General features: G+C 64.1%; 23 protein-coding genes and 1 pseudogene. 8 read left to right on the plus strand and 16 right to left on the minus strand.

The annotated features are described in order from the left end of the window. Positions 1-12 precede the first annotated feature (12 nt). The 4 genes from ACKWRH_RS39240 to ACKWRH_RS39255 form a co-directional block, all read right to left on the minus strand. The gene (locus tag ACKWRH_RS39240; RefSeq protein WP_028157870.1) at positions 13-705 is read right to left on the minus strand and encodes an amino acid ABC transporter permease; all 693 of its coding nucleotides are present in this window, start codon (positions 703-705) and stop codon (positions 13-15) included. 4 nt (positions 706-709) lie between these two features. Then, entirely contained in the window at positions 710-1441 is a 732-nt protein-coding gene (locus ACKWRH_RS39245) for an amino acid ABC transporter permease (protein WP_028147937.1), read from the minus strand. 141 nt (positions 1442-1582) lie between these two features. Further along, the gene (locus ACKWRH_RS39250) at positions 1583-2494 is read right to left on the minus strand and encodes an amino acid ABC transporter substrate-binding protein (protein WP_445217905.1); all 912 of its coding nucleotides are present in this window, start codon (positions 2492-2494) and stop codon (positions 1583-1585) included. A 99-nt stretch (positions 2495-2593) separates the two neighbouring features. Next, positions 2594-3979 (minus strand): M20 family metallopeptidase, encoded by a 1386-nt coding sequence (locus tag ACKWRH_RS39255; protein WP_445217906.1) that lies wholly within the window; start codon positions 3977-3979, stop codon positions 2594-2596. Between the two features lie 295 nt (positions 3980-4274). Between ACKWRH_RS39255 and ACKWRH_RS39260 the strand changes: the two genes are divergently transcribed. Further along, complete coding sequence (locus tag ACKWRH_RS39260; protein WP_445217907.1) at positions 4275-5654, plus strand: LLM class flavin-dependent oxidoreductase; 1380 nt, start codon at positions 4275-4277, stop codon at positions 5652-5654. A gap of 152 nt (positions 5655-5806) precedes the next feature. Here ACKWRH_RS39260 and ACKWRH_RS39265 read toward each other — a convergent pair whose 3' ends face one another. Beyond that, complete coding sequence (locus tag ACKWRH_RS39265) at positions 5807-7468, minus strand: thiamine pyrophosphate-binding protein (protein ID WP_445217908.1); 1662 nt, start codon at positions 7466-7468, stop codon at positions 5807-5809. A gap of 151 nt (positions 7469-7619) precedes the next feature. Here ACKWRH_RS39265 and ACKWRH_RS39270 point away from each other — a divergent pair, with 151 nt between their 5' ends. Then, entirely contained in the window at positions 7620-8051 is a 432-nt protein-coding gene (locus ACKWRH_RS39270; RefSeq protein ID WP_445217909.1) for a TfoX/Sxy family protein, read from the plus strand. On the opposite strand, the gene ACKWRH_RS39275 is transcribed toward ACKWRH_RS39270, so the two are convergent. From ACKWRH_RS39275 to ACKWRH_RS39285, 3 genes and pseudogenes are all read right to left on the minus strand, one after another. Continuing rightward, on the minus strand, positions 8005-8511 hold the full coding sequence (locus ACKWRH_RS39275; protein WP_445217910.1) for a GFA family protein: 507 nt from the start codon (positions 8509-8511) through the stop codon (positions 8005-8007). The genes ACKWRH_RS39270 and ACKWRH_RS39275 overlap by 47 nt on opposite strands. Before the next feature lie 173 nt (positions 8512-8684). Further along, positions 8685-9811 (minus strand): annotated as a pseudogene (locus tag ACKWRH_RS39280) (alkene reductase). A 119-nt stretch (positions 9812-9930) separates the two neighbouring features. Further along, positions 9931-11427, minus strand: coding sequence for an aldehyde dehydrogenase family protein (locus tag ACKWRH_RS39285; RefSeq protein ID WP_135214800.1), 1497 nt, complete (start codon positions 11425-11427; stop codon positions 9931-9933). Between the two features lie 183 nt (positions 11428-11610). Between ACKWRH_RS39285 and ACKWRH_RS39290 the strand changes: the two genes are divergently transcribed. Then, positions 11611-12456, plus strand: coding sequence for an SDR family NAD(P)-dependent oxidoreductase (locus ACKWRH_RS39290; protein ID WP_445217911.1), 846 nt, complete (start codon positions 11611-11613; stop codon positions 12454-12456). Positions 12457-12625: 169 nt separating this feature from the next. On the opposite strand, the gene ACKWRH_RS39295 is transcribed toward ACKWRH_RS39290, so the two are convergent. The 6 genes from ACKWRH_RS39295 to ACKWRH_RS39320 form a co-directional block, all read right to left on the minus strand. Next, positions 12626-12832 carry a hypothetical protein gene (locus ACKWRH_RS39295; RefSeq protein ID WP_445217912.1) on the minus strand — a complete coding sequence of 69 codons (207 nt, stop codon included), beginning with the start codon at positions 12830-12832 and terminating at the stop codon, positions 12626-12628. 73 nt (positions 12833-12905) lie between these two features. Continuing rightward, positions 12906-13319, minus strand: coding sequence for a Rieske (2Fe-2S) protein (locus ACKWRH_RS39300; RefSeq protein ID WP_445217913.1), 414 nt, complete (start codon positions 13317-13319; stop codon positions 12906-12908). Between the two features lie 21 nt (positions 13320-13340). Next, on the minus strand, positions 13341-14453 hold the full coding sequence (locus tag ACKWRH_RS39305) for an amidohydrolase family protein (protein WP_445217914.1): 1113 nt from the start codon (positions 14451-14453) through the stop codon (positions 13341-13343). A 72-nt stretch (positions 14454-14525) separates the two neighbouring features. Continuing rightward, the gene (locus ACKWRH_RS39310; protein ID WP_445217915.1) at positions 14526-15587 is read right to left on the minus strand and encodes an amidohydrolase family protein; all 1062 of its coding nucleotides are present in this window, start codon (positions 15585-15587) and stop codon (positions 14526-14528) included. 275 nt (positions 15588-15862) lie between these two features. Then, on the minus strand, positions 15863-16138 hold the full coding sequence (locus ACKWRH_RS39315) for a YiaA/YiaB family inner membrane protein (protein WP_014491840.1): 276 nt from the start codon (positions 16136-16138) through the stop codon (positions 15863-15865). A gap of 40 nt (positions 16139-16178) precedes the next feature. Continuing rightward, positions 16179-16874: a PspA/IM30 family protein gene (locus ACKWRH_RS39320; RefSeq protein ID WP_071909451.1), complete on the minus strand. Its 696-nt coding sequence runs from the start codon at positions 16872-16874 to the stop codon at positions 16179-16181. Between the two features lie 103 nt (positions 16875-16977). Between ACKWRH_RS39320 and ACKWRH_RS39325 the strand changes: the two genes are divergently transcribed. Next, positions 16978-17586: a TetR/AcrR family transcriptional regulator gene (locus ACKWRH_RS39325; protein WP_445217916.1), complete on the plus strand. Its 609-nt coding sequence runs from the start codon at positions 16978-16980 to the stop codon at positions 17584-17586. A gap of 114 nt (positions 17587-17700) precedes the next feature. Further along, complete coding sequence (hydA, locus tag ACKWRH_RS39330) at positions 17701-19155, plus strand: dihydropyrimidinase (protein WP_445217917.1); 1455 nt, start codon at positions 17701-17703, stop codon at positions 19153-19155. A gap of 21 nt (positions 19156-19176) precedes the next feature. On the opposite strand, the gene ACKWRH_RS39335 is transcribed toward hydA, so the two are convergent. Further along, positions 19177-19926 (minus strand): SDR family NAD(P)-dependent oxidoreductase, encoded by a 750-nt coding sequence (locus ACKWRH_RS39335; RefSeq protein WP_445217918.1) that lies wholly within the window; start codon positions 19924-19926, stop codon positions 19177-19179. Positions 19927-20114: 188 nt separating this feature from the next. Here ACKWRH_RS39335 and ACKWRH_RS39340 point away from each other — a divergent pair, with 188 nt between their 5' ends. Next, positions 20115-20996: a LysR substrate-binding domain-containing protein gene (locus ACKWRH_RS39340; RefSeq protein ID WP_445217919.1), complete on the plus strand. Its 882-nt coding sequence runs from the start codon at positions 20115-20117 to the stop codon at positions 20994-20996. A gap of 83 nt (positions 20997-21079) precedes the next feature. Continuing rightward, positions 21080-22702, plus strand: a complete 1623-nt coding sequence (locus tag ACKWRH_RS39345) for an ABC transporter substrate-binding protein (RefSeq protein ID WP_445217920.1) — start codon at positions 21080-21082, stop codon at positions 22700-22702. Here ACKWRH_RS39345 and ACKWRH_RS39350 read toward each other — a convergent pair. Continuing rightward, positions 22699-24042, minus strand: a complete 1344-nt coding sequence (locus ACKWRH_RS39350; protein ID WP_445217921.1) for a glycoside hydrolase family 3 N-terminal domain-containing protein — start codon at positions 24040-24042, stop codon at positions 22699-22701. The two genes, ACKWRH_RS39345 and ACKWRH_RS39350, sit on opposite strands and share 4 nt — an antisense overlap. A gap of 189 nt (positions 24043-24231) precedes the next feature. Here ACKWRH_RS39350 and ACKWRH_RS39355 point away from each other — a divergent pair, with 189 nt between their 5' ends. Further along, positions 24232-25728, plus strand: coding sequence for a DUF4153 domain-containing protein (locus tag ACKWRH_RS39355; RefSeq protein WP_445217922.1), 1497 nt, complete (start codon positions 24232-24234; stop codon positions 25726-25728). The last annotated feature ends 9 nt before the right edge of the window (positions 25729-25737 follow it).

Below are 25737 nucleotides of genomic sequence, written 5' to 3' on the forward strand. Positions count from 1 at the left end.
GACCGATGCGCTCTATCGAAGGATGGCGATGCGCGCCTGGAGGCGACGAACGCCGAAGGACGCGATGCAGGAAATGGTGAAGTAGACGACGGCCGCAAACAGATACATTTCGACCAGCCGCCCGTCGCGCTGCGCGACCTTGCTGGCCGCGCCGAGGAAGTCCGTGATCGACAGCACGTAGACCAGCGAGGTGTCCTGGAACAGCACGATGGTCTGCGTGATCAGGACCGGCAGCATGTTGCGGAACGCCTGCGGCAGCACGACGTAGCGCATCGTCTGCGCATAGTTGAGCCCAAGCGCGCTGGCCGCGGCCGGCTGTCCGCGCGAGATCGACTGGATGCCGGCACGCATGATCTCGGAGAAATACGCGGCCTCGAACATGATGAACGTGATGAGCGAGGACGCGAACGCGCCGACGCTGATCGGGCGCGCGGCGCCGGTCAGCCACTGCCCGATATAGGGTACCAGGAAGTAGAACCAGAAGATGACCAGCACCAGCGGCAGCGAGCGCATGAAGTCGACATAGATGCCGGCAATGCGGCCCAGGATCTTGAAGCCCGAGAGCCGCATCAGCGCGAGTGCCGTGCCGAAGATCAGGCCGCCAAGCGCGGCGAGTGCCGTCAGCGTCACCGTAAACGTCATGCCCTCGTAGAACAGATAGGGCAACGCGCGGATGATGACGCCGAAATCGAAATTGCTGAACATGGCGCTATTTCCCCGTGATGTAGCCGGGGATCGCGACCCAGCGCTCGAGGAAGCGCATCGCAGTCACCACGACGGCGTTGACGAGGAGATAGAGGAGGGTCGCGGCGGTGAAGGCCTCGAACACCTGGAAGGAGAATTCCTGCATCGAGCGTGCCTGTCCGGTGAGTTCGAGCAAACCGATGGTGATGGCCACGGCCGTGTTCTTGATGGTGTTGAGGAACTCGGAGGTCAGCGGCGGCAGGATGATGCGGAACGCCATCGGCAGCAGCACGTAGCGATAGCCCTGCACGGTGGTCAGCCCGAGCGCAGTCGCCGCCATCTTCTGCCCGCGCGGCAGCGAGCCGATACCGGCCTGCAATTGCACGGCGACGCGCGCCGACATGAAGAAGCCGATGCCGATCGCAGCCGTCCAGAACGGCGCATTCGGCAGTTGCTTCAGCCACAGGCCGGCGGCCTTCGGCAGCAATTCCGGCAGCACGAAGAACCACAGGAAGAGCTGCACCAGCAGCGGCATGTTGCGGAAGAACTCGACCCAGCAGAAGCCGAACCAGTACGCTCCCTTCGACGGCAGCGTGCGCATCACGCCGACGATCGATCCGGCGATCAGCGCGATGATCCAGGCGAGCACGCCCGTCTTCAGGGTCAGCACCAGGCCCGACAACAGCATGTCGAGATAGGTGCCGGTCCCCATCGGGTTCGGCTCGAAGAAAATTCCCCAGTTCCAGTGGTAGTTCACGTGTCCCCCGCGCGAACGCGCCAATCACAGATGCCTCGAAAGAGGTCTTGGGCGTCTATGCAAATGTCCGGCCACCCTGGTGTCAAGAGTGGCCGGACATCATTTTGATCCCGAAGTCCTGATTCCAGGACGGATCGGAGCTTACTTGTAGTCGTCCGGATTCGGCGAGTCGCTCGGCTTGGCGAACTCGTTCTTCAGCTCGGCCGAGATCGGGGTGTTGAGGTTCAGACCCTTCGGCGGGATCTTCTGCGTAAACCACTTCTCGTAGATCTTCTGGCCCTCGCCGGAGGTGTAGAGCGCGGCGGTCGCGGCATCGACCACCTTCTTGAAGGCGGCGTCATCCTTGCGCAGCATGATGCCGTAGGGCTCGGGCTTCGAGAACGCGTCCTTGGAGATGACGTAGTCGTCCGGCGCCTTCGAGCCGGCAACCAGGCTCGCGAGCAGGATGTCGTCCATGACGAAGGCGACCGCGCGATCGGTCTCGACCATCAGGAAGGCTTCGGCGTGGTCCTTGGCCGGGATGATGTTGGCGCCGAGCTTCTTCTCGACGTTGGCCTCGGTGAGCTGCTTGATGTTGGTGGTGCCGGCGGTCGAGACCACCGTCTTGCCCTTGAGGTCGTCGATCGACTTCAGGCCGCTCGACTTCTTGAAGACGTAGCGGCTGGCCGTCAGGAAGTGGGTGTTGGTGAAGGCGACCTGCTTCTGGCGCTCGACATTGTTGGTGGTCGAGCCGCATTCGAGGTCGATCGTGCCGTTGGCCATCAGCGGAATACGGGTCGCCGAAGTCACCGGATTGAGCTTGACCTCGAGCTTGTCGAGCTTGAGCTCCTTCTTCACGGCGTCGACGATCTTGTAGCAGATGTCCATCGCGAACCCAACGGGCTTCTGGTTGTCGTCGAGATAGGAGAACGGGATCGAGGAATCGCGGAAGCCGAGCGTGATGGCGCCGGTGTCCTTGATGTTCTTCAGCGTGCCGGTCAGCTCCTGGGCCCCGGCCTGGCTGACGGCGAAGGTCGCGGCGAGCGCGAGGCCGATGCTACGGAAATGTCTCACTTTTTTGTTCCCCTTTCAGGATGATGCGGCCGGATGCAAGCACAAATCAGGCCGGATTAGAATGTGACTTTCGGCTGGATTGCGGCTCAGGTTAATGGCTCAGCTTAATGGCTTGGGCAATTCCCCGAGATCCCAGAACAGCCCGGCCATCACCGTCAAGGCCTCTTCGGTCAATGGCAGCAGGATGTGCTCATTGGGCGCATGCTGGGAGCAGCCGGGATAGGAGTGCGGGACCCAGATCGTCGGCAGGCCCAGGATCTCGGAAAACACGTCGTTGGGCAGCGAGCCGCCGAAATTCGGCAAAACGGCCGGCGCCTTGCCGGTGGTCTCTTTCACCGAATCCGCCGCCCATGTGATCCAGGGGCTGTCGAAATCGGTGCGCGACGCCGCAAAGCTCTGGGCGGCCCGCACCTCGACCATCGGAAAGCCCTTTTGCACCAGATGCGCGCGGACGGCATCGATCAGGCCGTCGACCTTGGTGCCGACCACGAAACGCAGTTGCAGCACGGCATTGGCGTGGCCGGGGATGGCATTCGCGGGCTTCTCGATATTGCCGGACGACATCGCCAGCACTTCGAGCGTGTTCCAGGCATAGAGCCGCTCGGCGGCGGACAGCCCTTCCTCGCCCCAGTTCTCCGCGAGCGCCGGCTCGTCCTCGGTCGGCACCACCTGCACGTCGGCGAGATAGCTGCGGATCTGGTTGGTGAGCCGCGGCGGCTTCAGCGCGTCGAGCTGAAGCCGGCCATGGCCGTCGACCAGCGTCGAAATTGCGTTGACGAGAATGGTCGCGGGGTTGGCGAGCACGCCGCCCCAATTGCCGGAATGATGGCCGCCATCGCGCAGATTGACGTCGAGATGAATGCGGATGCCGCCACGGCAGCCCAGGAACAAGGTCGGGCGGTCGGCCGACAGGCGCGGTCCGTCTGAGGCCATGAACAGATCGGCCTTGAGCGCATCGCGGTTAAGGTCGCAGACCTTGCCGAGATCGGGCGAGCCGATTTCCTCGCCCATTTCGACGATGAATTTTGCGTTGAAGCCGAGCTTGCCGCCGCGCGCCTCGCGCACCGCGCGGAGTGCCGCCATGTTGATGCTGTGCTGGCCCTTGTTGTCGGCGGTGCCACGGCCATAGAGCCGCGTGCCGGCAACCGTCGTGCGCCAGGGATCGCTGCCGTCGCGCCACTCCCCCTCCATGCCGTCGACGACGTCACCATGGCCGTAGATCAGCACCGTCGGCGCTGACGCGCTCTCATGATGCTCGGCGAACAGGAACGGCGCCTTGCCGCTCGGGGATTCGACGATGCGGCTGGTAAAGTCGAGCGCGGCAAAGGAGGGCATCATCTCCTGTTCCAGGTAGCCGCGCAGCTCGGCGCCGCGCGATGGGTTCTGGCTTTCGGTCTTGAAGGTCACGCGGCGGTCGAGCTCGGTGAGGAACGCACCGGATTTGAAATCGTCGCGGGCGCGGGCGATGGCGTCGGCTCTGGTCATGGCTGGTTTTTCGAGCGTTGGGACGAAGGACCATACCCGAGACAGGTAGCCCTTCGAAAGTGGCGGGGACTTGGACAGTTCTTGGAGTTCTCTTGTAGTTCTCTTGCGATTTCGTTCTTGCTCTCTTGAGATTAGCTTGCCAAGAGCGGGAGCGCCGCTGATCTTGGTCTTGCCAAGCGCAAGCCTTTCTATTCTTGGCCCTTGCCAAGGGCCAAGAATATGCAAGAACTTCGCCAAGTTGAGGCGCACGTTTATCATTCGAAGAGCGCTCGGTACAGGGCGCCGGGGGATCATCATGGCCAAGCAGATCAGGCTCAACGCCTTTGCGATGAATTGCGTCGCGCATCAATCACCCGGGCTGTGGACCCATCCGCGCGATCGCACCGCCGAATATAACCGCCTGCCCTACTGGATCGATCTCGCCAGGACGCTGGAACGCGGCCGTTTCGACGGGTTGTTCCTGGCCGACGTGCTCGGGGTCTATGACGTCTATGGCAACAGCCCTGACGCGGCTTTGCGCAATGCAGCGCAGACGCCGTCGAACGAGCCGCTGCTGCTGCTCTCGGCGATGGCGGCGGTGACGAAAAATCTCGGCTTCGGCGTCACCAGCAATCTGTCCTTCGAGCCGCCCTACCCGTTCGCGCGGCGGATGTCGACGCTCGACCATCTCACCGAGGGACGGATCGGCTGGAATGTCGTCACCGGCTATCTCGACAGCGCCGCGCGCGGCGCCGGCAAGGACAAGCAGACCGGACATGACGACCGCTACGACATCGCCGACGAATATATGGAGGTGGTCTACAAGCTCTGGGAAGGCAGCTGGGAGGACGACGCCGTGCTGCGCGACCGCAAGCGCGGCATCTTCACCGATCCCACAAAGGTCCATCGCGTCAATCATGAGGGCGCGAATTACCGCATCAACAACACCATCCACCTCAGCGAGCCGTCGCCGCAGCGGACGCCCGTGCTGTACCAGGCCGGCACCTCGCCGCGCGGCCGGCAGTTCGCGGCGAAACACGCCGAATGCGTGTTCATGTCGGGACCGTCGGCCAAGATCATCGGGCCGCGCGTCTCCGCGATCCGCCAGGAAGCCGCCGCGCTGGGCCGCAACCCGGCGGAGATTCTGATGTTCAACATGATGACGATCATCCTCGGCAATACGGAAGCCGAAGCGGCGGCCAAGTATGCCGACTACCGGTCGCATATCAGTCCGGAAGGCGCGCTGGCCCTGATGTCGGGATGGACCGGCATCGACTTCTCCGGCTACGAGCTCGACCAGCAGGTGCGTCACGTCCAGAACGATGCCGGCCGCAGCGCACTCGACAACGTCACCCGCGGCGACCCCGACCGCGTCTGGACCGTGCGTGACGTCATCGAGCATGTCGGCATCGGTGGCGCCGGCCCGGTCGTGGTCGGCACGCCCGAGAGCGTCGCTGACAAGATCGAGGATTGGTTCGAGAAGACTGACGTCGACGGCCTCAACGTCGCCTTTGCGATCTCACCCGGCGATTTCGAGGATATCGCCGACATGCTGGTGCCGGAGCTGACCAAGCGTGGACGGTACAAGCCGGAATATGCGAAGGGCACATTGCGGGAGAAGCTGTTCGGCGATGGCCGTGCAAGGCTCGGTGCGCCGCATCCGGCGGCGGGGTATCGGGTGGGGACGAAGGGGTAGAAGCCGCTAGGTACGCTGTCATGCCCCGGCTTGACCGGGGCGTCCAGTACGCCGCAGCCTCTCGATTTATCTCTACCTTCTCTGGAATACTGGATCACCCGCTTCCGCGGGTGATGACGAGCGCGCGGCGAGTGCCAGTGCGATAGCGCCCCCTACACCTTCCCGTCCACCATCACCTCGATCAGCTTCGTCCCCGGCCGGCCGAACGCCGACGACAACGTCGCCTTCAGCTCACGGGGATCACTCACCTTGATCGCCTCGCAGCCGAGCGCCTTCGCGATCCCTGCGAAATCCACCGGCGGATCGACAAAATCCATGCCGACGTAATTGTCGTCGCCGTGGAAGGCGAGCAGGCGCTGCTTGATGATGCGATAGCCGCCATTGTTGGCGATGACGACGTTGAGCGGCAGCTTGTGATGTGCCGCCGTCCACAACGACTGGATCGAATACATCGCGCTGCCGTCGCCGGAGAAGCACACCACCGGGCGATCCGGATTGGCGATGCTGGCGCCGACGGAGGCCGGCAGGCCCCAGCCGATGCCACCGGAGGCAAGCCCATGATAGCCGAAGCGGTCGCGGTGCGGACGCAGCGCCGTGATCTGGCGGCTCGAGGTGAGCCCTTCGTCGACGAGGATCGCATGATCGGGCATGGCCTCGACTATTTGCAGCACCAGGAAATCCGGATCGATCGGGCTGCGGTCGGCGGTCCTGCCGATCTGCTCGACCAGCGCGGCACGCCGCGCGCTCCAGCTCTTCGGCGCGAGCTCGGCGAGGCGCTGCTTTGCACGGCTTGCCAGTGCGGCGCCGCCCATCTCCTTCAGCACCGGGATCAGCGCCCGCAGCGTTTCCTTCAGATCCGCCTTGAGCGCGATTTCAGCCCCGTAGTTCTTGGCGATCTCCCAATCGACGAGGCCGATCTGCACGATGCCGAGTCCGTCAGGCAGCGCGTCGACCTCGCTATAGACCGACATCCGCAGGGGATCGCCGCCGAGCGCGATCAGGAGATCATACGGCGCAAGCGTGTCGCGCGCGACCTTCTGCACGCGCGCCAGCGTGCCGACGAAGCTCGGGCTTTCCGAGAGGAAATGCGAGCCATAGGGCGTCGAGGACTGATAGGCGGCAGCGCCCAAAAGCTCGGCGAGTTCGGCAGCCTCCTTCAGTGCATCGCTCTTGACCACCTCGTCCATGGTGACGATGACGGGACGTTCAGCCTTGAGCAGCCGCGCGGCAAACGCCTTCAGCGCCTCGTCCGACGGCTTTACGCGGGCGTCGATCCGAGTGGAGCGGCCGAGATCGATGCCGGCCTCGCTGTTGAGGATGTCGCCCGGCAGCGAGATGAACACCGGCCCGGTCGGCGGCGTCATCGCGACCTTGGCGGCGCGGCGGACGATGCGCGGCAGATCTTCCAGCCGCGTCACCTCGACCGCCCATTTCACCAGCGGCTCGGCCATCCGCACCAGCGGACCATAAAGCACCGGCTCCATCAGGCCGTGACCCTGCTCCTGCTGGCCGGCGGTCAGGATCATCGGCGTGCCCGTGAACTGGGCGTTGTAGAGCGAGCCCATCGCGTTGCCGAGCCCCGGCGCGACATGGACGTTGCAGGCGACGAGCTTGCCGGAGGCGCGGCTGTAGCCATCCGCGATCGCGACCACCAGGCTCTCCTGCATTGCCATCACATAGGTGAGATCAGGATGGTCCTTCAGCGCATGCATGATCGGCAGCTCGGTGGTGCCGGGATTGCCGAACAGATGGGTGATGCCCTCGTCCTTGAGCAGCGCGAGAAAAGCGGAGCGGCCGGTGATCTTGTTCTTCATGTTTCCTCCAGGCCCCGCGGGTGTTGCCGCAAGGTGAGGCATGATGGCCGAACTTGGCGGAGACAAGCAAGGAAGCGCCGTCATGGCAGACTTGCGTCGGCGCGGGCAAGCTGGGAACATGCTCGGGCGTAAGTCTGCACGGGGAGACGCGATGGCCTATGACGAGAACACCGCGGCGCGGGTGCGCAAATTACTGGCGGGTCAGCGAGACGTCGCGGAAAAGAAGATGATGGGCGGCCTCTGCTTCATGGTGAACAACACCATGTGCTGCACCGTAAGCGGGCGCGGCGGCATGCTGATCCGCGTCGGCCCGGAAGCGCATGCACGCATGCTGCAGGAGCCGCACACCAGCCCGATGGAAATGCGCGGGCGCATCATGACCGGCTTTGTGCGCGTCGCGCCGGACGGCTATCAGGGCGACGCCGATCTGAAAAAATGGGTCAAGCGCGGGCTCGACTTCGTGGCGGCGAATGCCGCGGGACGCAAAGCGGCGCCGCGGAAGGCTGTTGCGGCGAAGACCAGGGTCGCCGCCAAGGCTAAAGCACCTCCTCGCGGCCGAGCTCGAAAGGGTCTTCGCCGCTAGCGCGCTTCTTCTTTTTCGAGCGCCGCCAGACCACACCGGGGAAGCCCTTCAGCGGCACCAGCGGCTCGCCGGTATAGGCCCATTCCTGAAGCTCTTCGATCGCGATGTGATAGAGCGGCTGGCGGCCGGTGCGCTCGTTGAACAGTGCGCGAGGGATGTTGACCATATGCGGTCCGCGCGGCCGCTCGTACGCGATCGGCGTGCCGCAATGGGCGCAGAAGCTGCGCGCGGTCTTGGTCGCTTTGTCCTCGTAGCGGGCGAGCGCGGTTTTCCCCGAGGTGATGCGAAAGCGCTTCTTCCAGCTTCCGACATAGGTCGCATAGGCCGCGCCGTGGGCACGGCGGCTACTGGCCGAATGATCATGCCAGGCCCAACGCGCGGGGACGTCGATCTCGAAGGTGACCTTGCCGCAGAGGCATCGGCCGGTGGCGGTTCCTGCGGCGACTGCGGCTTTGGCCATGGTCTCTCTCCGTCGTCATTGCGAACGCAGCGAAGCAATCCAGACTGCCCCTGCGGAAAGACTCCGGATTGCTTCGCTGCGCTCGCAATGACGGAGCTTGCGGGTCCGTCGGGGCGACAATCGTAGAGCCGCAGCCCGGATGGAGCGAAGCGCAATCCGGGCTGCGAAGACGGCTACGCCGTCGCGAGCTCGTCATACACCGGGTAATCCGTATACCCCTTCTCCTCGCCGCCGTAGAACGTCGCACGGTTGTACGGCGTGATCGGATAGTCGTGCCGAAGGCGGCGCGGCAAATCGGGGTTGGAGATGAAGATGCGGCCGAAGGCGATGATGTCGGCGTGGCCGTCGACGATCGCCGCATTCGCGGTCTCGCCGGTGAACCCGCCGGCGGTCATCAGCACGCCGCTGTAGAGCGGGCGGAACAGCACCATTGCGGAGGGCACGTTCTCCCAGTGGACGTCGGCACGGCCGGCGCCGCTGGAGCGAGGCTCGATAAAGTGAAGATAGGCAAGGCCGAGCTTGTCGATCGCCTTCACGACGTGCGTGTAAAGCGGCATCGGATCGGGCTCGCCGGAATCATTGGCGATGCCGTGGGGCGACAGCCGCACGCCGACGCGGTTCGCGCCCCAGACGTCGATGGCCGCCTGCGTGACCTCCAGCAGCACCGCGCGCGGTTCTCGATTCCGCCGCCATATTGATCGGTGCGCTGGTTGCTGCGCGACTGCAAAAACTGCTCGAGAAGATAGCCGTTGGCGCCATGGATCTCGACACCGTCGAAGCCGGCGGCGAGCGCGTTCTTGGCACCCTGCCGGAAGGCCTCGACGATGCCCTTGACCTCGTCGGTCTCCAGCGCGCGCGGGGTCTCGTAATCAGAAATCTTGCCGTCGGCGGTCATCGCCTTCATGCCTTCGGCCTTGATCGCAATCGCCGAAGCCGAGACCGGCAGCTCACCGCCGTGGAAGGAGGAATGCGAGACACGGCCGACATGCCAGAGCTGGAGGAAAATGATGCCGCCCTTGGCGTGCACGGCATCCGTCACCTCGCGCCAGCCGGAGATCTGCGCCTCCGAATAGATGCCGGGCGTCGCGGGGTTGCCGCGGCCATGCGAGAGCACGGGGGACGCTTCAGCGATGATCAAGCCGCCTTGCGTGGCGCGCTGGCCGTAATATTCGGCGTTGAGCGGCCGCGGCGAAAAACTCTCGCGCTCGGCGCGCATGCGCGTCAGCGGCGCCAACGCGACGCGATGCGCGAGCTTGTACGGACCGACCTGCAACGGTTTGAACAACGCCTCGAATTTCATGTGGGCCTCAGACGGCTAGGAAAGGATGCGGATCATATAGCGAGGGGCGGCCCCTGGAAAAGGCGCCGCCCCATTAAAAGCAGATATTCCCTCTCGCGGAACGCCGGAGAGAGAAGGCCCTACGCCGTCTTGATCCAGACGGCCTTCACGTTGAGATATTCCTCGACGTGCTGCTTGCCGGATTCGCGGCCATAGCCGCTCATCTTGTAGCCGCCGAACGGCACGGCCGGGTCCATCGCCTGGTAGCAATTCACCCACACCGAACCGGCGCGCAGGCTCTTCGCGACCGCATGCGCCTTGCTGACGTCGCGCGTCCACAGGCCGGAGCCGAGGCCGAAGGTAGTGTTGTTGGCGCGCTTGACCAGCTCGTCCATGTCTTTGAACGCGATCGCGGAGATGACGGGACCAAAAATCTCCTCCTGCGCGATGCGCATGTTGTCCTGGACACCCGCAAACACCGTCGGCGAGACGAAGAAGCCCTTCGACAGTGCGCCTTCGGTGACGCGGCCACCGCCGGCGAGCGCCCGCGCGCCTTCCTTCTGGCCGATGTCGAGATAGCCGGTGACGCGCTTGAGTTGCTCCTCGGACACGAGCGGGCCGATCTGCACATTGGGGTCGAGGCCGTTGCCGACCTGCAGCTTCTTGCCGAACTCAGCAACGCGGCCGACGAACTCTTCGTAGACCGACTGCTCGACGAACAGGCGCGTGCCGGCGCTGCAGATCTGCCCTGAGTTGGCGAACACCGCCATCGCGGCGCCGGGGACTGCGGCATCGAGATCGGCATCGGCGAACACGATGTCCGGCGACTTGCCGCCGAGCTCGAGCGAGACACGCTTGAGGTTGCCGGCGGAGGCGCGGATGATCGACTGACCCGTGACGTGCGAGCCGGTGAAGGCGACCTTGTCGACGTCGTGATGCGAGGCGAGCGCGGCGCCCGCGGTCTCGCCATAACCGGGCACGACGTTGATGACGCCGGGCGGAATGCCGGCTTCCATCGCCAGCTCTGCGATGCGCAGCGAGGTGAGCGGCGCCTCTTCGGCGGGCTTCAGTACCACGGTGCAGCCGGTCGCGATCGCCGGACCGATCTTCCAGATCGTCGCGGTGAGCGGGCCGTTCCAGGGAATGATGGCGCCGACGACGCCGATCGGCTCCTTCAGCGTGTAGGAGAAGATTTCGCCGGGCAGCGAGTTCTCAATCGTCTCGCCATGGATCGCGGTGGTCTGGCCGGCGTAATAGCGCAGCATGCCGACGGCGCGCAGGCGATAGGCGCGGGTGCGGCTGAGCGGCGCGCCCATGTCGAGCGTGTCGAGCTGCGACAATTCGTCGAAATTCTTCTCGACGAGGTCGGCGAGCTTGAGCAGCAGGTTCTGCCGCTCGAACGGTTTTACTTTGCTCCAGGGGCCTTCGAAGGCACGGCGGGCGGCGGCAACGGCACGGTCGATGTCTTCCTTGTCGCCCTCGGCTACCGTCGCCAGCAATTCGCCGGTGGCGGGGTTGTGGGTCTCGAAGCGCTTGCCTGAGGCAGCATCGACCCACTTCCCGTCGATCAGCATCTGCTTGTAGGACCCGTTGGCGAACGGATGGCGCGTGATCGGAATAGCCTGCGACACAGCCATGGCTGCACTCCCTGTCAGGTGATTGTTTGGTTCGATCTGGGCGGGATCGTTAAGTCGACGAGAATACAGCGGTGGCGGAGAGGCGTAAAGGCGGCGTGGAACGAAGACCTCCCATGCCGACTTGTGCAGGGTCGCGCGAGCGCCATGTTATAGCTCGATCGAGCCCTTCCCCGGAGACCAACCATGCCACATTCCGCCATCGTCAAAGACAATGTCGCCGTGATCACCGGCGGCGCATCCGGTATCGGATTGGCTGCCGCACTGGCCTTCGCGCGCGCCGGCATGAAGGTGTGCATCGCAGATGTGGATCAGGCGCGGCTGGCGGAAGCTGCAACAAAACTGTCATCCGTCGCCTCTGCCACACATGTGATGACGTTCACGGTCGATGTCAGCAAGGCGGAGAGCGTGACGGAACTGGAACGCGGCGTGCGCGAGCGCTTCGGCGGCACCGACATCCTCATGAACAATGCAGGCATCCAGCCGGGCAGCACGCTGTTCGGCGAGCCCGACAACTGGCAGCGGATCATCGGCGTCAACATGTGGGGCATCATCAACGGCTCGCGCATCTTCGCACCCGGCATGATCGCGCGCGGCAGGCCCGGCCTCATCATCAACACCGGCTCGAAGCAGGGCATCACCACGCCGCCCGGCGATCCCGCCTACAACGTCTCCAAGGCCGGCGTGAAGGCTTTTACGGAAGCGCTCCAGCACGAGCTGCGCAACACGAAGGACTGCCGCATCACTGCACATCTGCTCATTCCCGGCTTCGTCTTCACCGGCCTGACCGCAAAGGGCCGCACCGAGAAGCCGGCTGGAGCTTGGACGGCTGAGCAGACCGTGGATTTCATGCTGGCGCGGCTGGAGGCCGGCGACTTCTACATCCTCTGCCCGGACAACGACGTGCCGCGCGCGCTCGACGAGAAGCGGATGCTGTGGGCCGCCGGCGACATCGTCGAGAACCGCCCGCCGCTGTCACGTTGGCACCCGGATTATGCGGATGCGTTCGCGCGGTATGTGAAGGGGGAGTGACTGCCTTCCCTTCTCCCCTTGTGGGAGAAGGTGGCGCGAAGCGCCGGATGAGGGGTTGCGTCCACGAATACCAAATGAGAGAGGACTCGCGGAGAGAGACCCCTCACCCGGCTTCGCTGCGCGAAGCCACCCTCTCCCATAAGGGGAGAGGGTGCAGTCACGAATGGAGCTACAGCGTTTCCTGCTGGTGCCCGCAGTTCTTGCACGCGAATTTGACCCGGCTCTGGCCTTTTTCCGCCTGCACCCGGTTCGGCGCGCCGCACTTGCCGCAGACGGCCTCGATGCGGGTCGAGCCCTGCTTGACGACGATGGCCTTCTTTTCCATCGATTCGCGGATCAGGCGCTCGGCCTCCTCACGCAGGGATTGTTTCGACAAAGCTCATCTCCGCCTCTGGAAAGCGCGAGAGCCATAACGCACCTGCGTTGGAATCTCAATCGGCAATGCCGGCTCAGACCTCGACAATCACATAGCTGTCCTCGACATGGACCGGAAACGTCTCGGCGACATACGGGCCCTTCTGCAACTCTTCGCCACGTTCCACCGCGACCGGATAGGACCGGATCTTGACCCGTTTTGGATCGAACCAGGACTGGCCGTTGCGCATGTCGAATTCCCAACCGTGCCAGGGACAGCGCAGCATCTCGCCGACGCGCGAGCGCTCATAGACGCCGGGCTCGGGCGAAGTCAGCCGCGCCACGCAAGCGGCGTTCTCCAGCGGCGCGCCCTCATGCGGGCAGCGGTTCAACAGCGCGAAGAACTCGCCATTGACGTGGAACACGACGATGTCGCGGCCGGCGATATCGACGACCTTGTTGCCGCCGGGCGGGATCTCCGAGGTGCGCGCGACGATGTGACGGGCCATATCCCTTCAGAACCTCTTTGCTCAGAACTTGTAGACCGCGCGGGCATTGGTGCTGAAGATCTTCTTCCGCTCGGCCTCAGTCAGCGGCGTCTTGAAGGCGAAGCGCGGATCGTCGAAATCCCAGTGCGGATAGTCCGACGAGAACAGCAGGCGGTCGATCCCGACCCATTCGATCAGCGAGCGAAGATGCCGCGCCTCGTCGGGCTCGTCGATCGGCTGCGTCGTGAACCAGAAGTTTTCACGCACATATTCGGACGGTTTGCGCTTGAGATGCGGCACTTCGCTGCGGAAACGTTCAAAGTGCTGGTCCATCCGCCACACCGCCGACGGGATCCAGCCGAAGCCGCCCTCGATGAAGACCATCTTCAGCTTCGGAAAGCGCTCCGGCACGCCCTCGATGACGAGGCTCGCAAGTTGCGCCGCGATGGTGTGCGCGTTGGACTGGTGCTCCTCGACATAATAAGACGGCCAGCCGCCGCCGGTCGGCGGATGCCCGCCATAGCCGCCGACATGGATGCCGAGCGGCAGGTCCAGCGCCTCGGCACGCTCGTAAATCGGCCAGTAACGACGGCGGCCGAGCGGCTCGTTGGCGCGCGGCGAGACATTGATCTGGATGTATTCACCGACCTTGGCGCAGCGCTCGATCTCGGCGATGGCGAGATCCACGCCGTCCTGCCCGACCAGGATCGACGCCTTCAGGCGCGGATCGCGATGCGACCAGAACGCCAGCTGCCAGTCGTTGATGGCCCGCTGGATCGCGGCGCCGAATTCCAGATTCTGCTGCGAGAAGATGAAGAGATCGAGCACCTGCAGAATCCCGAACTCGACGTCGAGCGGATCGAGATGCTGCTTCTGCATGAAGGCGAGATCGGAGCCCGGCGGCCCACCGGTCGGTGGCCAGGCATCGCGACGCGCGATCAGCGGCGACGAGCGCGGATAGGGCGTGGTGAAGAGATAAGGCGTGCGCAGATGGCTGCCATATTCCTTCAGATGCTGCTGCCAGCGTCTTGGCAGGAACTCGTTGAGGTCGTCGGTCGAGCGCAGGCTCGGATGCACGTCGCAATCGACGATGCGCAACCGCGAGGTGGCGGGCTTTTCTTCGTCGAGCAGCGGGCGGTCGATGACGTCACTCATGCGATCCCTCCAAATTTTTTATTTGGGCATGATCTTATCGGAAAACCGGTTCCCACTTTTCCGGATCATGCGCTAGTTCAGCGATAACCTCGGAAACGTTTCCAGCGGATTGTCGACGCACATCTTTGCGATGATGCTCTTCGGCAGGTTCGGAGGGATCGGATCGTCGCCGTCGAACTGCCAGTGCGGATAGTCGGACGCGAACAAAAACATCTTTTCCGAGCCGATCTGGTCGATGATCTCCTCGACACTCTTGGCATCAGTCGGCGCATCGAACGGCTGCATGGTGACGCGGAAATTGTCGCGGATGATCGCGGCCGGCTCGCGTTCGACCCAGGGAACCTCGACGCGGACGCCGCGCCAGGTCTTGTTGGCGCGCCACATGAAGGCCGGCAGCCAGCTCACGCCCGACTCCATCAGCACGACCTTCAGGTTCGGAAACTTGCCGAAAACGCCTTCATAAATGAGGCTCAGGATCTGCGCCTGAAACGCCTGCGCCTCAACGAAGTAATATTCGTAGCGGTGCGACGGCCAGCCGGCCGAGCTCGGCGCCTGGCGATATTGTGTGCCGGCGTGGATCGCGAGCGGCAGCTTGTACTTCTCGGCAAGCCGGTACACCGGCCAGTAATGCCGCCGTCCCAGCAGCGTCTCGCCCTGCGCCAACACCAGGATGGAGACGAAACGATTGTCGCCGGCGCGGCGCTCGATCTCCTCGATCGCGAGATCCGGGTCCTGCATCGGCACCACGATGGAGGCCTGCAGGCGGGGATCGCGCGACAGCCATTCGGCCGCGATCCAGTCGTTGATGGCCTTGCAGAAATCGGCGGCCATGTAGGCGTCGAATACGGCCTGCGCGCCATAGAGCACGTTGAGGATGGCGTGGCTCGCGCCCAATTGATCAAAGGCGCCCTTCTGCACCATGGCGAGATCGGAGCCGGGCTTGGCGCCATTGGCCGGTCGCCAGTCGGCACGGCCGGTCAGCGGCATGCTTGGCGGATAGGAGGTGAGATCGAGCCCGTCGATGGCGCGGCTCACGACCTGCTCTTTCCAGTGATCGCTGAGATAGGGAAGCAGTGTCGTGCGCGTGCCACCAACGGCCGGGTGGATATCGCAATCGATCCGCGTCACCGCCATGAAGCTTCCTCGCCGAGATCTTGTAAGCACATCTTATTGGCGGCGTTCTTGTGCGCCGCTTGTGCAGAGTGCCCCTGCCCGCGCTGGCGCGCAAGGTCGCCCGCCCGCGCGATCCGTCATGGCTCGGTTGCATTTCGCAGGCGCGATATGAAGCTCCGCAATCGTCGCACGCGGCGACCGCTCGATGGTGGATGGTCTCACGGCGCGAGCGGTGGATGCCAGGGCATCCGCCGCTCCATATTGCAGCTAGCTTCGCGCTTGTATGCGCTCTCGCCTCAGGCCGCCTTGGAGACCTCCATCAGCAGGCGCTCGGCCTTGGCATCCTCGATCCGGTTCACCAGCCGGCTGCTCTCGTGATTGTCGCGCACCGTCTTGGTCAGGGTGATGCAGGTCTGGATCAGCATCACGATGCCCATCGTGAGATAGCCCTTCATCCAGAGATCGATCGGCAGGAAGAAGATGCCGATGGCGACGAGGAACGCGGAGGCTGCGAAGGACGCGTAAGTAAAGGTCACCCAGGCGCTGCTGTGGGGCTGGCCGTTCTGGTTCATGATGGTCTCCTGTCGGTTCGAATGATGATCGGGGTTGGGATCAGGCAGTCGGCATGCGCTTGGACTTCAACCGCGCCAGCACGTCGTCCGCGGTCGTCTTGAGCCGAGGGCCAAAGCCCTGCTCGGCGAGCCGTTCCGCAGTGGCGAGCGGGCCGGAGGCCGCATCGAGCTCGACCAGTGCGTCGTCAGCGGCCTGGGCTTCCATCTGTCGATCACGCAGGCGCCTCAAGGTGCTCTCCGCCTCCGGCAGCGTTGATTCATAAGGACGTGCCGCCTCGATGCCGCTGCGGCGAAGCGAGCGGACCGCTTCCGAGGCGCGGGCGACACGACGGCCGCGATCGAGCTCAGTGATGCGGGCCTGCGCGCTTGCGACGTGGCGCTTCAGCCTGATGATCTCGGTCGCGAACAGTGCACGTGCGGTCATCGCCGCATCGCGATCGGCCTCCAAGCCTGCGATGGCTTCGGCGGCATCCTTAGCGAGGTCCTCGCGACCACCGTCGAGCGCCGCAACCGCGCGGGTCTCGAGATCGGCGATGCGGGCGACGGTCGCCTCGAGCTTGCGGCCTTCCTGCTGGTCCTGGGCGATCGCCAGCGCCAGCGTCCGCTTGCTGCGCTCGACGGCGGCGGCCGCGTCGCGCATCTGCTGGTCGAGGATCAGAAGGGCCGTCCGGTCTTCCAGTTCCTCGCCCGCGGCGGCCACGCTGCCACGGAAAAGTGTCACTACGGTCTTGAACATTTGCTGCTCCCTGTTATGAGCGTTGCTCACGGATGGTTTGTAGCAGAGATCTTGAACATCGTTCAATAAATTTTTGAGCGCCGCTCAAGAATTTGATTAATAAATGACTAAAGCCTTGGAACGTCGAGAGAAACTGCGGGCCGAGTTGATTCAGGCGGCCGAGCGGATGATCGCTGAGCGCGGGTTGGCGGGTCTAAAAACCCGCGATCTCGCCCGCGAGATCGGCTGCGCCAATGGCGCCGTCTACAATCTCGTCGCCGACGTGGACGAGTTGGTCTTGCGCGTCGGCTCGCGCACGCTACTCCGGCTCGACAAGGTGCTCAGCGCGGCGGTGAGCGCGGGCAATCCATCGCCGCAGGATACGCTGGTCCGCATCGCGATCGCCTATTGCGATTTCGCCGCGGATAATCTCGAACTCTGGCGCGCAATGTTCGAGCATCGCATGGAGCCCGGCAAGGAAGTCCCCAACTGGTCCGTCGACGACCAGTTGCAGCTGTTCCGCCACATCTACGCGCCACTGGCAGGGTTGTTTCCAAACAGAGGGACCGAGGAGCTCGGCATCACCGCACGCAGCCTGTTCTCGGCCGTGCACGGCATGGTGGCGCTGGGGCTCGAGCAGCGGCTGGTCGCCGTGCCGCTGCCGGCGCTGCGGAAGGAAATCGCGGGCCTGGTGCGGGCGATGATCGACGGCTTGATCGCGCGGGCGGCGTAGAAGCCGAGAGAGCGCAGCGAAACCGGCGGCGACGCCTGACTAAAATTTCGCCTGTCGCATCGCTGGCAGCGCGCTTAGCTTTCGCCGCGTCTCGTCCTCTCTCCGGAGTCTCCCATGCCCCTCCTCATCCGCGGCGGCACCGTCGTCAATCATGATCATTCGCGCCGTGCGGACGTGCTGATCGACGGCGAGACCATCGTCGCGATCGGAACATCGCTCGATGCACCGACGGGCGCGGAGATCGTCGATGCCGGCGGCGCCTATGTCATCCCGGGCGGGATCGATCCGCACACCCATCTCGACATGCCGTTCATGGGCACGGTGACCGCCGACGATTTCGAATCCGGAACGAAGGCGGCACTGACCGGCGGCACCACCATGGTGGTGGATTTCTGCCTGCCCGATCCCGGCCAGTCGATGCTCGCGGCCTATCAGGAATGGCGGCACAAATCCGAGAAGGCGGCGACCGATTACGGCTTCCACATGGCGGTGACGTCGTGGTCGAAGCAGATCTATGACGAGATGGAAACCGTGGTCAAAACCTACGGCATCAACACCTTCAAGCACTTCATGGCCTACAAGGGCGCGCTGATGGTGAACGATGACGAGCTCTACAACTCGTTCGCGCGTTGCGCCCATCTCGGCGCCATGCCTGTGGTCCATGCGGAAAACGGCGACGTCGTCGCCCTGATGCAGGAAGCGCTGATCGCGCGCGGCGTCACCGGCCCCGAAGGCCACGCCTACTCACGGCCGCCGGAGGTCGAGGGCGAAGCCACCAACCGCGCCATCATGATCGCTGATATGACGGGCACGCCGGTCTATATCGTACACACGAGCTGCCGCGAGGCGCATGAAGCGATTGCCCGGGCGCGGGCCGCTGGGAAACGTGTCTATGGCGAGCCGCTGATCCAGCATCTGCTGCTGGATGCCGGCGAGTACCAGAACAGGGACTGGGATCATTCCGCGCAGCGCGTGATGTCGCCGCCGTTCCGCGACAGATCGCACCAGGACAGTCTTTGGGCCGGCCTGCAAGCCGGCTCGCTCCAGGTGGTCGCCACCGACCATTGCGCCTTCACCACCGAGCAGAAGCGGTTCGGGCTCGGCGATTTCAGGAAGATCCCGAACGGCACCGGCGGCCTCGAAGATCGGCTCGCACTGTTGTGGACCGCGGGCGTCGCCACGGGACGGCTCACGAAGGAAGAATTCGTCGCGGTGACGTCGGCGAACATCGCGCGCATCCTCAACATCTACCCGCGCAAGGGCGCCGTCGGCGTCGGTTCGGATGCCGATATCGTGGTGTGGGACCCCAAGGCGAGCAAGACCATCAGCGCAAAGCGGCAGATGAGCCGGATCGATTACAACGTGTTCGAAGGCTTTGCCTGCACCGGCGGACCGGCCGCGACGCTGTCGCGTGGCCGCGTCGTCTGGCAGGCTGGCGATTTGCGCGCTAAAGCAGGCGATGGGCACTACGTCGAGCGGCCCGCGTTCTCGCCAGTGCATGTGGCGAATTCCACGTGGAAGGAATTAACCACACCGCGCGCGGTCGCACGCGGTGCGGTGACGCCATAGCGCTCTATCGCATCAGCTGCTTCAGACTTGCGAGATGCCGCCATCAGCCACGAGATCGATGCCAGTGCTGTAGCTGCTATCGTTGGATGCCAGGAATAGAATGGCCGATGCCATTTCCTCCGGATGCCCGATGCGGCCGAGTGGCGTGATCGAGGAGAAGAACGCGCGTGCGCCGTCGGCCTCCTCACGCGTCTTGAATTGACCGTCGATGATCGGCGTGTCGATGGCGCCCGGTGACAGGGTATTCACACGGATGCCGCGATCTTTCAATTCCATCGCCCAAGTCCGCGCAAACGAGCGCAGCGCGGCCTTCGTGGCCGCGTAGGTACCATGCTCCGGCAGCCCCTTCAGATGTAAAAGAGATGATACCAGCACGATCGAGCCGCCCTTGCGCATCAGCGGCAAGGCCTTCTGTACCGTGAAAAAGGCGCCCCGTGCGTTGATGCCAAAGGTCTTGTCGAAGTGCGCCGGCGTGACGTTCTGGGTGAGCACGCGCTCGACGAAGCCGGCGCTGGCAACGACGATGTCGAGAGCGCCTTTTTCGTCCTTCACCCGGCCATAGAGCCCGTCGAGATCGTCGAGATTGGCAACGTCGGCCTGGATCGCGGAGACATTGCGACCGATCTCGGCCTTGGCCTTGTCGAGTTCGCTTTGGCGTCGTCCGACGATGAAGACGTAGGCACCTTCAGCCACGAACCTCTTGGCCGCCGCGAGGCCGATACCACTGGAGCCGCCGGTGATGACGGCAATCTTTCCTTCAAGTTTCGACATGACGCAGTCCTTTTGGTTTTGGCAAGCGCGCTCGTTCACCGCTGCATGCCGTTGATGGGAGTTTGAGAGAGGCAGATCCGCGCGCGGATCGCGCCGGTCCGGATCAGGCCGCCTTGCCCGCTTTATCTGGATCATTTGGAAACGAAGGGGTATATGACGAACAGAGACAACATTTATTTGGAATTCAAATGAGTGACCGATTGCAGGAGTTGGCCGTCTTTGTCCGGGCAGCCGAGAGCGGAAGCTTTTCCAAGGCCGCGCGCGAACTCGGCCTGTCGCAGCCGTCGGTGTCGCGCATCATCGGCGAATTGGAGACACGGCTCGGCGTCAAGCTGCTGCTGCGGACCACGCGCAGCATCACGGTCACGGACGCCGGCGCGCTGTTCTTGACGCGTGCGCGCGAAGTGCTGGCCGATATCGAGGATGCCGAGGACGCCGCGCGCGGCGTCGATTCCTTGCGAGGAACGCTGCGCATCACGATGCCGATCGTCTACGGCACGCGAAACATCATTCCGCGCCTGCCGAAATTCCTCAGGGCGCATCCCTTGCTCCGCGTCGAACTGTCCGTCGCTGACGAACGGCAAAACCTCGTCGTGGAAGGCACCGACGTCGCCATTCGCCTCGGCCCCCTCAACGATTCCGGCTTCGGCGCACGCAGGCTTGCGACCGTGTCGCGCTTTCTCGTCGCGGCGCCATCCTATCTTGCCGAGCGCGGCACCCCGAAGACGCCGGCCGATCTCGCCTCGCACGACTGCATCTTCGGCCCCGGCCTGTTCGGCCGTACCACCTGGTCGTTCACCCGCAACGGCGCGGAGACCTCGGTCGATGTCCGCGGCCGCATCACCACCGATTCCGGCTCCGGCGTGTTCGCGAGCGTGCTGGCGGGGCTCGGCATCGCGATGACGTCGCCGGTGATGGCCGGCCCCGAGATCGAGACGGGCGCGCTGGTGCCGGTGCTGAAGAGCTACAAGCTCGCGCCGGTGGACGTGTACGCCGTGTTCCCGGCGGGCCCGCGGCCCTCGACCAAGGTGCGCGCACTGGTCGACTTCCTGGCGGAGGAGTTGAGATAGGCGCGGATGCGACGCCATGAAGCGCGCCTGATGGCATGCGCCTTGCCTCCTTACATTGCAGATCTCCCGCAAAAGAGGCACCGATGAGCACATCCACCTTCGACATCAGCCGCCGCGATTTGGTGCTCGGCGGCCTTGGCGTTGCCGGACTGACGGTGATCACACCCTCCTTCGCCCGGGCGCAGGGGCGTGCCGAGACGCTGCTGGTGGTGCAGGAGCTCGGGCCGAACTCGCTCGACATGCAGGGCGTCGGCTCCAACCAGACCGTGAACGGCCTGTCGTGGAATTGCTACGACCGCCTGCTGACCTACGCCTCCAGGACGCTGCCCGATGGGACCGTGTCCTATGATCGCGAGAAGCTGGCGCCCGAGCTCGCCGAGAGCTGGGAGGTCGCCGCCGACGGCATGTCCTGCACCTTCAAGCTTCGCAAGGACGCGAAATTCCACGACGGCACGCCTGTTACCGCCAAGGACGTCAAATGGTCGTTCGACCGCGCGGTGAAGGTCGGCGGCTTCCCGACGTTCCAGATGTCGGCGGGATCGCTGGAGAAGCCCGAGCAGTTCGTGGTGGTCGACGATCACACCTTCCGCATCGACTATGTCCGCAAGGACAAGATGCTGCTGTTCAACGTCGCCGTCGTCGTGCCCTTCATCATCAATTCCGAACTCGCCAAGAAGAACGCGACGGCGGAAGATCCCTGGGCGCTTGCGTGGCTCAGGACCAACGAGGCCGGTCGCGGCGCCTACAGGATCGAAAGCTGGAAGCCAGGAAGCGAGACCGTGCTGGCGCGCTTCGACGACTGGAAGAGCGGGCCGATGCCGAAGGTGAAGCGTGTGATCGCGCGCGACGTCCCCTCGGCCGGCACGCGCCGCGCGATGCTGGAGCGGGGCGATGCGGATATTTCCAGCGGCTTTGCGCCGCGCGATTTCGAGCAGATCATTCGGGAAGGCAAGGTCAAGGTATCAGGGGTGCCGATCCCGAACGCGCTCTGGTACGTCGCGCTGAACACGGCCAAGCCGCCGTTCGACAATGTGAAGCTACGGCAGGCCATCGCCTGGGCGATGCCTTATGAGCAGATACAGAGCAGCGCGTTCTTCGGCCGCGCCGTTCCCATGTACGGCGGCGCCGCCGATGTCTCAAAGCCGGTCTGGCCGCAGCCCTCTCCCTATGTCACCGATCTCGACAAGGCCAGGGCGCTGATGAAGGAAGCAGGCCTTGAGTCCGGCCTGGAGACGACCTTGTCGCTCGACACAGGTACTGCGACAGTCGGCGAGCCGACCGCCATCCTGATCCAGGAAAGTCTCGCCAAGATCGGCATCAAGGCGGCGATCGAAAAAATCGCCGGCGCGAACTGGCGCACGACGCTGAACAAGAAGGAGCTTCCGCTCGCGCTCAATCGTTTCAGCGGCTGGCTCGATTATCCCGAGTACTATTTCTACTGGAATTTCCACGGTAACAATTCGATCTTCAACATCTCCTCATACCAGAACAAGGCGATGGACGCGCTGATCGACAAAGCGCGCTTCACGGCGGATGCGGCGGAATACGACCGGTGCGTGAAGGATTTCATCGCGCTCTGCATGCGCGACGTTCCCGTCGTTCCGCTCAACCAGCCGATCCACGACGTCGCCATGCAGAAGGCCATCACCGGCTACGAATTCTGGTTTCATCGCGAGCCGGACTATCGTCAGTTCGCGAAGGGCTAATGCCGGTCGACAACGCGGACGACGTCCGAGGCGGCCCGCGCCTGCTCGGTCGGGACGCCCCGCGCCAACCGTGCCGCGCTCGTGCGCAGCATCGCCGCGTCGAGCTTGCCCTTCCGCGCCCCATCCAGCGCGCAGGCGAAAACCCGGTAGAATTGCGCGCCGTCATAAGCAACCAGCAGCAGATCGACGCCAGCGTTGATCGCCTCGACCACGGCTTTGCAGACGTCGTGCTGGTAGATCGCCCCCATTACGAGGTCGTCGGTCATCACCATGCCCTGGTAATTCCACTTGTCGCGGATGATGCCATCAATAACGCGTTTCGAATGCGAGGCGGCGCGATCGGGATCGACGGTCGTGAGCGTCACGTGCCCAACCATGAGCGCGCTGTGCGAATGCGACAGCACTTCGCGGAACGGCAGCCAGTCGGTTGCCTCCAATTCCCTAACCGGCGTATCGAGCTTGGCGCTGAAATGATGCGTGTCGGTGCGGACGCGGCCGATGCCGGGAAAATGCTTCAGCGTGGCGCCCACGCCTGACTCTTCCAGCCCGCGAACATAGGCGCTCGCGATCGTGCTGACGACGGCAGGGTCGGTCGCAATCGCGCGCTGGCCGATCAGCGTATGGAAGTCGAGGCGATTGCGCCGGACCGGCGGCTTGAGGTCGAGCACCGGCGCGAGGTTGAGGTTGACGCCGAGCCCGGCGAGCTCGCGGCCATGGATCCGGCCGAACTCTTCGGCCTTGGCCTGCTGTTCGTCGGGAGCGAGCCCGCTGAGCGTCGCCAGCGCCGGCACCTTCGTCAGCGGCGGCGCGAGATGTCCGACGATGCCGCCCTCCTGGTCTGCCGCAACCACCAGCGGCGGCAGGCCGGCGGCGCGCCGCTTGTCCTGGAGCGCCGCAATCTCGGTGCGCAACGTCTCGACGGTCCGGCCGCGGATGTTGCGCCGGGTCACGTAGACGCCGCCGATCAAGCCCTGCTCGGCGAGGCGCGCAACCTCGGGAAAGGAGGAATAGCCCACCATGAAGTGAGGTCCGAGCTGACGCGCCTCGGTGGCGCTCGCGGCAAGCACCTCGTGCTTGCGCAGCTCGAACTTCAGATGCGCCGCCGACATCAGGACCGGCGGCAGGCACCAGAGCGCGACGAGCAACTTGTCCGCGACGGTACGCCAACGCCCTCTGCGCAGCAGGAGGATGACGATCGCGAGGCTTGCGACGATAAGCGCGAGGTTTCCCGCGCCGCGCAACGGGACCAGATAGGGATCGTTCTTGTTGACGGCCGCGAATGCGACGAGAGGCGCGGCCAGCCAGAGCAGGATGAGACTGATACGACCGAGGAATTGCATGATGCGTCACACGCTATGAGTGGCGAATGCTTCGCACCTATCAAAGCGAATCACGCTGTGGGAGAGGCAAACGCGCGCCTGCACGAAAACTGCAAAAGACTCCTGAAACCGTGCAGACGATGGTCCCGCCTTCTGCACAAGAGGTGTTCAGACTTCGTGGTGCCACCCATCACGAAAGGTCATTTGGACATGACGAGCCTGGCTTCGACGATAGCAGCGGAAATCCAGCCGATCAGGCATTCCTCGATCCCGGCCAAGGTCGGCCTCGCGCTGGTGCTGGCGGCGCTCGCCGACTGGCTGTTCTACGGCCCGCGGATCGGGCTGTCGCTGACGCTCTTTGCGATCGCGATGGCCTGCGTGTCGGTGCTCTTCAATCATGCGGCCCTGGATCTGCGGCGCGCCATGATCGGCACGGCCATTCTCGTCGCCGGCCTCGTTCCGGCCGTCGAGGAGCTCAACCTGCTGTCCTTCCTGATCCTCGTCGCATCGCTGACGATCGCGCTGCTGCTCACGACCAATCCGGAGACGACCGGGTTCGCTGAGCGTGCCCGCGCGCTGCGCAACTTTGTCCTGTTCGGGCCCTTCAGGTTCTTCCTCGAGGCGCTCCAGATCTTCAACATGTCGGCGTTCACCCGCGGCCTCGCGCTCTGGCTGCTGCCTGCCGTGCTGAGCACCGTCTTCATCGCGCTGTTCGCTGCGGCCAATCCGGTGATCGAGCAGTGGGTGTCCCTGCTCAATCCAAAGCTCATCCTCGAATACATCAGCATCCCGCGCGTGCTGTTCTGGGCCATGATGCTGGCGCTGGTTTGGCCGTTCATCCATGTGCGCTGGCGGCGCAGGACGATTGTCACCACCGCCGTTGCCGACGGCCCCGTGCCGCCCCCGCTCCCGCCCTTGGTCTCGGCCGAATTTCTGAATCCCTCCACCATTCTGCGCTCGCTGATCCTGTTCAACCTGCTGTTCGCGGCGCAGTCCATCCTCGACGGCATCTATCTCTGGGGCCATGTGGCGCTGCCCGACAATTTGACCTATGCGGCCTACGCCCATCGCGGCGCCTATCCGCTGATAGCGACCGCGTTGCTCGCCGCCGCCTTCGTGCTGGTCGCGATGCGCCCGGGCGGGGCGGCCGAAAAATCGAAGGTGATCCGGCCGCTGGTCTATCTCTGGGTCGGGCAGAACGTTCTGCTCGTCGCCTCCTCCATCCTCCGCCTCGATCTCTACGTCGACATCTACATGCTGACCTACTGGCGCATCGCGGCCTTCATCTGGATGGGGCTGGTGGCGCTCGGGCTGATCCTGATCGTGACGCGCATCGCGCTCAGCCGGTCCAACCAGTGGCTCGTCGGTGCCAATCTGATCGCGCTGACGATAGTGCTTTATAGCTGCTCGTTCGTGAACTTCGATGCGTTCATTGCCGACTACAATGTCGCCCACAGCCGGGAGGCATCGGGCAAGGGCGTGCAGATCGACATCAACTATCTCCTGACGCTCGGGCCGCAGGCGCTGCCTGCCATCGACAAGGCCATCTTGCTCCGGCCCGGCGTCCCCGAGAGCTGCCTTGTGTCGCGCCGCGACCGCCTTGTAGAACAGCAGCGCCAGGATCTGGCCTGGCGGAGCTGGGGCTTTCGGAGCTGGCGGCTCCAGCGCAGGCTGGACGCACAGGCGAAGGATCAGCAGGCGGGCTGAGGAAGCGGA

The sequence above is a fragment of the Bradyrhizobium sp. Pa8 genome, from assembly GCF_052588265.1.